This is a genomic window from Pantoea sp. BL1, from assembly GCF_000963985.1.
In the GTDB taxonomy this organism is placed as follows: Bacteria; Pseudomonadota; Gammaproteobacteria; order Enterobacterales; family Enterobacteriaceae; genus Pantoea; species Pantoea rwandensis_B.
In genome coordinates this window covers 1-5923 of sequence record NZ_JZRH01000085.1, presented here as the reverse complement: position 1 = coordinate 5923, position 5923 = coordinate 1, and the positions used below count along the sequence as shown (strand labels likewise).

Annotated in this window: 3 protein-coding genes; all 3 read right to left on the bottom strand. The window is 45.6% G+C overall.

Translation table 11 applies throughout. From position 1 onward, the window contains the following. Positions 1-274: 274 nt before the first annotated feature. Positions 275-1327: a RepB family plasmid replication initiator protein gene (locus VH86_RS24365; RefSeq protein ID WP_045816857.1), complete on the bottom strand. Its 1053-nt coding sequence runs from the start codon at positions 1325-1327 to the stop codon at positions 275-277. Between the two features lie 953 nt (positions 1328-2280). Continuing rightward, positions 2281-3216, bottom strand: coding sequence for a ParB/RepB/Spo0J family partition protein (locus VH86_RS24360; RefSeq protein ID WP_045816889.1), 936 nt, complete (start codon positions 3214-3216; stop codon positions 2281-2283). Positions 3217-3251: 35 nt separating this feature from the next. Further along, positions 3252-4454 carry an AAA family ATPase gene (locus tag VH86_RS24355; protein ID WP_045816856.1) on the bottom strand — a complete coding sequence of 401 codons (1203 nt, stop codon included), beginning with the start codon at positions 4452-4454 and terminating at the stop codon, positions 3252-3254. Positions 4455-5923 lie beyond the last annotated feature (1469 nt).

Below are 5923 nucleotides of genomic sequence, written 5' to 3'. Positions count from 1 at the left end.
CTTTCGGGGTTCACTTCACAGAAGACGCCCTTCTTCTATCACACTGAAAGCAGTCAAGTTGCACGTTTGAACTGAAAGAGAAGCAAATTGTGAGCAACTTCCAGATAACCACTATAGAGAGTACATGGTTACTCTCTATAGTGGCTACTGGGTCACAAATCTCTGACTCGTAGTGAATGTGGGCGGTGAACAGGGTGAATTGCAGCAGCATATAACCGCTATAGAGAGTATTTACTCTCTATAGCGGTTATCAAATGAGGACAGCATTGGGAGGCTACTTCACTTTACCTTTGCGGATTTCCTCGAGGATCTTCAACTCCGCTTTTGACAGCATCACCATTTCACCCTGCGGCTCGCTGGCTGCTGCAACATCATTGGTCTCGATAGGATCATCAAGTTCCAGCTCATCTTCGAGAATATCCGGGAGCTTGAGTGGCAGCTCTGCAGGTTTGAGTTTTGGCCGGCGATAATGGATGTGGAATACCACGGAGCTACCGCGTTTGAGCTCCGTGTAATCAAGGTAGCCAATGTCTTTAAGCTGCTCCATCGCCCTGCGCACGGTAGCATTTTGCGTGATAGGACGGGATGTCAGATTCAGACGTTGTCGCAGGCGTGCCATGGAAATGGGCGCCGGATTAGGAGGCAGACTTTCGATAAAAGTATACAGCGCCTGAGCAGATTCCTTACGAGCCAACGCGTTAATGGCGCGCAGCTGTAGCAAAACCTTTCGATCAAACTGATAGAGCTCGAAGAGTTTGGGATCAGCCTGCAGCTCGACCGTATCTTTTTTAACACTGTATTTAGCGGACTGCACAAGGTGAGTGACGTAGAGTTCATCTTTGTCTGCAGTGCCGAATTGGATGGTATTTGATGCAATGCGGATCAGCGAGGCTTCCAGTCGCTCTCTCAGCTTGGCTGAAGAACGGGATGAAGGAATACCACACAGTTTAACGAACTCGACGAAAGGTAGAACCACTTTGTCATTGGTGACGTTGTACTTCGCAAACGCGTGAATGATCCCGACCCATGTCTTGAAATCATTGTCCATATCGAGTCGCTGGCCAATGATTCGGATCCTCTCATAACCTTCTGATTTAACGAGCGACAGTAACTTAAGTTCGTTTGTGACATCCGTGACGGCTGTCGTGTCGTTTTTACGGTTATTGGTCGATTTCAACGTAGGAACGAACAGGCCTAGTCGCATTAAGGCAACGGGTTGAACAGTGTTATCTCTGTTGGGGGTAAGTACAACCAGTTCGCCAGTTCGTTTATCTGTTTCTGAAAAGGCTTCAACTATCTTGTTGTTTTTTAGCTCATTTTCCGACATTTTCGAGGATCCGGTTTATACACAGGGACATCGCGCGTTTACTCTCTATAGCGGATACTAGCACTCACTTCATCGGTTAGACTACTCTCCATAGAGGATAATTTACTCCCTATAGCGGTTAGTTTACTCTTTATAGCGGTTATCAACCCCCCTTTAGGGCTTGTGGTACAAGGCTTTAAGTGAACTGGGGATCTGTTAGGAACTTATATGATCTTAAGTTGATCTATTCTTGGATCGGGTCAGTGAATAATGGGGGTAACCTTTCCCGGATAACGCCGGTTGATATCCAGCCAGTCAGGTTACAGGGAAATAAAGTTATACACAGTGAGATCAGTTACGCACAGCTTCTGTCCTTGCCTGCTCACTACAGCGGTTATCAGTCACTCTCTTCATCGGTTGTTTCACTCTTTTCATCGGTTATTCTCCTCTCTACAGCGGTTACTTTACTCTTTATAGCGGTTATTAAGGCCCTTTCAGCCCAGTGGTATCAAGGCCTATAGCGATCCGGGATCTTCTATGATCTCATTGGGATCTCATTATGATCGAATAATTGGATCGAACCTGTGGATAAAGGGGATAAAAAGCAGTGATAAATAAGATTGTTATGCAAGTTTCACACGGAATACGGTGATTTCATTCAATTCTGGACGTCGATCTCGAGAAAGGATCAATCTGTATAACTTCCTGCCTCGCATGGGCGCGATTTTGGTTATGAACATGGTTTACTTCAGACGCACGCTATTACAGCTTGTGGCGTGTCTGTAGCGCGTTGAGGTGATTAAAGTGGTGAGATGCGATAATTGAACTTAAATCGCTTAGAACGCTGCTGAAGCGCTTTAGAGGTACATATTGCAACGGAATGCGGAAGACCGAACGATCAATACAACGATATTCAACAATAAGGACGTGTAAACCACGCCCATTTTAAGACTTGCTTAGCAGTTGGAACCCATTCAGGGCTTAGAGAGGATCGCCTTGATGGCAATATCGATCTCTTCCAGCGTATTGGCAGGCAAACGATGGAACTCATACTGCACATGACGCTTTTCTGCGTTAGTTTTACGTTTAGCGTAAGCGGTACGATCTGAAAAATGGCCAAACTTCTCAGTGGTGACGCTCTTGTTTTTGACCGGCTTCACCAGCTGCTTTTTAGCGGTGGTGAAAAACGACAGGATCCGGGTTTTCTGATCATCTGAAGCCAGCTTTTGCAGTGCCTGATCGTCATCCATTCGCTCTTTTACCTGAGCGACGACCTCTTTGACCGCGACACCCTCCGCTTTTGCTTCTTCTGCCACATCGAGCAGCAGTTTATAGTCCGGAATACTCAGGTCGGAAACGACCGGGATCAACTCGATAAACTCTGCAGGAACCCATGCGGCCTGAAAAGCACGTGTCACTTTCGCGTTAGAGATCCCTTCCGCTTTAGCAATCTCGGTCTTGTTCATGCCCTGGGCTTCCATCATCAGGAAACGCTGACCCAATTCACGCAGATTGTGTTCTTTCGCGGTCTGAATATCAGCTGCCAGCTGGCGGGCATCACTGATATCGATTTCATCCTCGGTCACCAGAACTTCGAGGCCCGTTCCGGCAAACAGACAAGCCGCGCGACGACGAGATCCATCCATAATTTCAATGCGGCCATCCACCAGGCGACCAATCGCCGGGAAGAATTGTTGCAATTCGATGGTGCGCGTGATGTCTTTCACTGATTCTTCAGTGAGTGCTGACTGATCGCGTCCATTCACCTGCGCATCCACGAAGGTTTTGCTTTCCACTTCACCGCTGGGGATAAGCTGGCGGCTGAATGTCGCCGTGTTACCGGATTTCAGGGTAAATACGCGTGACTGATTGCCGCTGTTGATAAAGCTCGACATCTGAGACTGGCCCATGGTGCGGCCAATTCTTTTGAGTGATTTGGGTTCGGTCACTTGGTACTCCTGATATATTCAATGCGGTCAAATACAGCGCGTGAAAAATTCTCGGCTTCCTGTTTCGCCTTTCTGAGTGCATCGGCGCTGCCGGGATATGAAGTTGGGTTTGCACTTATCACCGTGTCAAATGACTCACCACAGCGTTCAAAACCATCCAGACGGGGTAATACCGCATCCAGCATCGATTTTGTGAACACCTCACGTGCATAGCTGTGAGACGTAATATGGTCATGTTTGGTGGTCATCTTCGACATAAAGCCGATATTCGCTTTCAATCTCGGCTCTATCCCTTCGTTTTCAATCCGCTCAAGCATCTCGGGCAGTCGCGTCAGGTATTTCATGGTTGAATGAAAATCAACCTGCGCCGGCGGTGTTGGCGTGAGCAGTAAGTCACTGGCGGCAATGGCATTGAGCATAAATGCATCAAGATGTGGGCCGGTATCAATAAAAATGAAATCGTAATCTTCAGCCAGACGATCAATGACGTTGCGGCGCAGGACTTCCGATGGTGCGATGCCGGGTAAATTTTCCGCTACCAGCGCATCCCAGTCGCTGGCGACAAAACCATCATCTATCGAGGCGGGCATCACATCGACGCCTGGCATCACTGTGGGTTTCACAAACTGCTCACGCAGTTGCTCGGTGCTGACATCGTTCAGCATCGCCTGTGCAGCTGTTTCCAGCACGGAACCGACACTGTTGGTATGGCTGAGAAACATGGTGCTGGAAGCTTGCGGATCCAAATCAATCACCAGAATACGCAGATCATTATGCAATAAGCCTGGGTGAGCACGCAGACCATGAGCGAGGGTCACGGTCGTGACGGTTTTGGATACGCCGCCCTTGAGATTCACAACAAAAACGACGAAGGGGTCTTTATGTTTGTCGCGGTATTTAGGCACCTTGCGGTGTTTGTAAATATCGACAACGTTCTGAATGCTCATTGCATATTGAGATGTGCTGCCGGTCTGCTTTCTGCCAAACGTATAACCCCCCTCTTCCATCTCACTGATGGCTGCGGCAACCGCATGCTTACTCAGCAGAGGCAAGTTAGCAACGGCATTACGGGTAAATGTATGGTAGTAGCCTTGTTGATTAAATTCCTGACGCTGCTGCTCGATATGGCTGCTGAGTCCGTGCAGCATGCCATTCGCACGGTTGGCGATGTCAAACACGTCACCGTAATCACGCTTCATAAGCACCTCAATAATAATGATTTGTTGTATTGTACTAAAAAAGATTCCGCATGCCAGTTTTTAGGTAAAAATCAATAAAAGTGGATCTTTTTATAATTGGGTGATTTTGCAGTGTTTGTATATATTTCAATAAAATCAGACACATAGGTGTTGTTGTTTTTTTTGTCCGACAAATCCTTGAGAGTGGTGTTATAGCCAACTCCCCTACCCTAGCGTATTTAGCATGATATTTAAACAAAAGGCGTTAATTCGGGTTATCTGCAAAAATTTTGGGATAGGTTCAAGCAGAAATGAATCGGTTAGCAAGAATGCCTTGTCGCCGGGATGAAGTTGTACATCTTTAACTGCAAGAGGTTTGTTATACATAGAGGTGGTATTTATTGATCACAGTGAAAACGCTTATGCTTACCACTGTGCGAATTGCCGGATAAAATGTGTTATCCCTTCCCTTCCCTCTGATCATTTTTAATGATGACATCCGTCACCGGCCATAAATTGTTAGCTCCCTGCTGCGAACGTTATTTAACATTGGCAGATGTAAATCATGCTTTCATACTCAACAGCTCAACAGCTCAACAGCTCAACAGCTCAACAGCTCAACAGCTCAACAGCTCAATAGCTCAATAGCTCCGTAAAAGTGGAGCTATTAAATTTAAAACCTTATGGCTTGTTTATAACACTAGATATTGATCAACGAAATGAACTCAGATTCTGTTCTGGTTTAACTGATTAAAACACTGCAACTTAAAATGTAATGCAGCATGTTGTGATAACTGAAGATCTGCATAGTTCCTGAAACTGTAGTTAGCTTATCAGGATGTAACTTAATACATTGTCACTTATACGTTCACTAGAGTTCTCAGGTTCACTATACTGCATCTCACATTAGTTGGAGGATATTGATACAACGAGCAGTTGCTTGTTTGCCCTGGCCACGTCAATCTCTGTCTACAAATAAACGCATGCTTAAATCTATATAAATGCTGCAAACGCCAAACTTGAGAAACATAATTTCTTTAGATAGATCTTATCCTGAGTTATTGGGGAGACTTTAATAAGTCTTGATTCAAACATGTATTAACTGCTGTACTTCGGCGGATGAGAACTCTGTACTTAAGTTGCTTTAAGCATCTACATTGAGACCCTGTAGATTCATTCAGGAGAGTAGAAGATTTAAGTAAATCTGGGATTGTTATTCGCTATCGAAGTGCCAACCCGTAACCACCACTTGACGCTTTATAGAATTCATCTATAAGCCGGGTGAGAATCAAGGAGACACGTAGCTAACACGTTGATAGAGCATGAAAATGACAGAAGATGTGGTGATTTTCAGCCTGAAAAATTGAGATTAATTATTATTTTTCAGTGAGTTAAGTTGTTTATTTTCTGGTGAGAAAATCACGGAGTCTAAGTCATTTCACGCCACATTGAGTCAGTGATGCCATAATGTCCAGCATCCAGCATCCAGC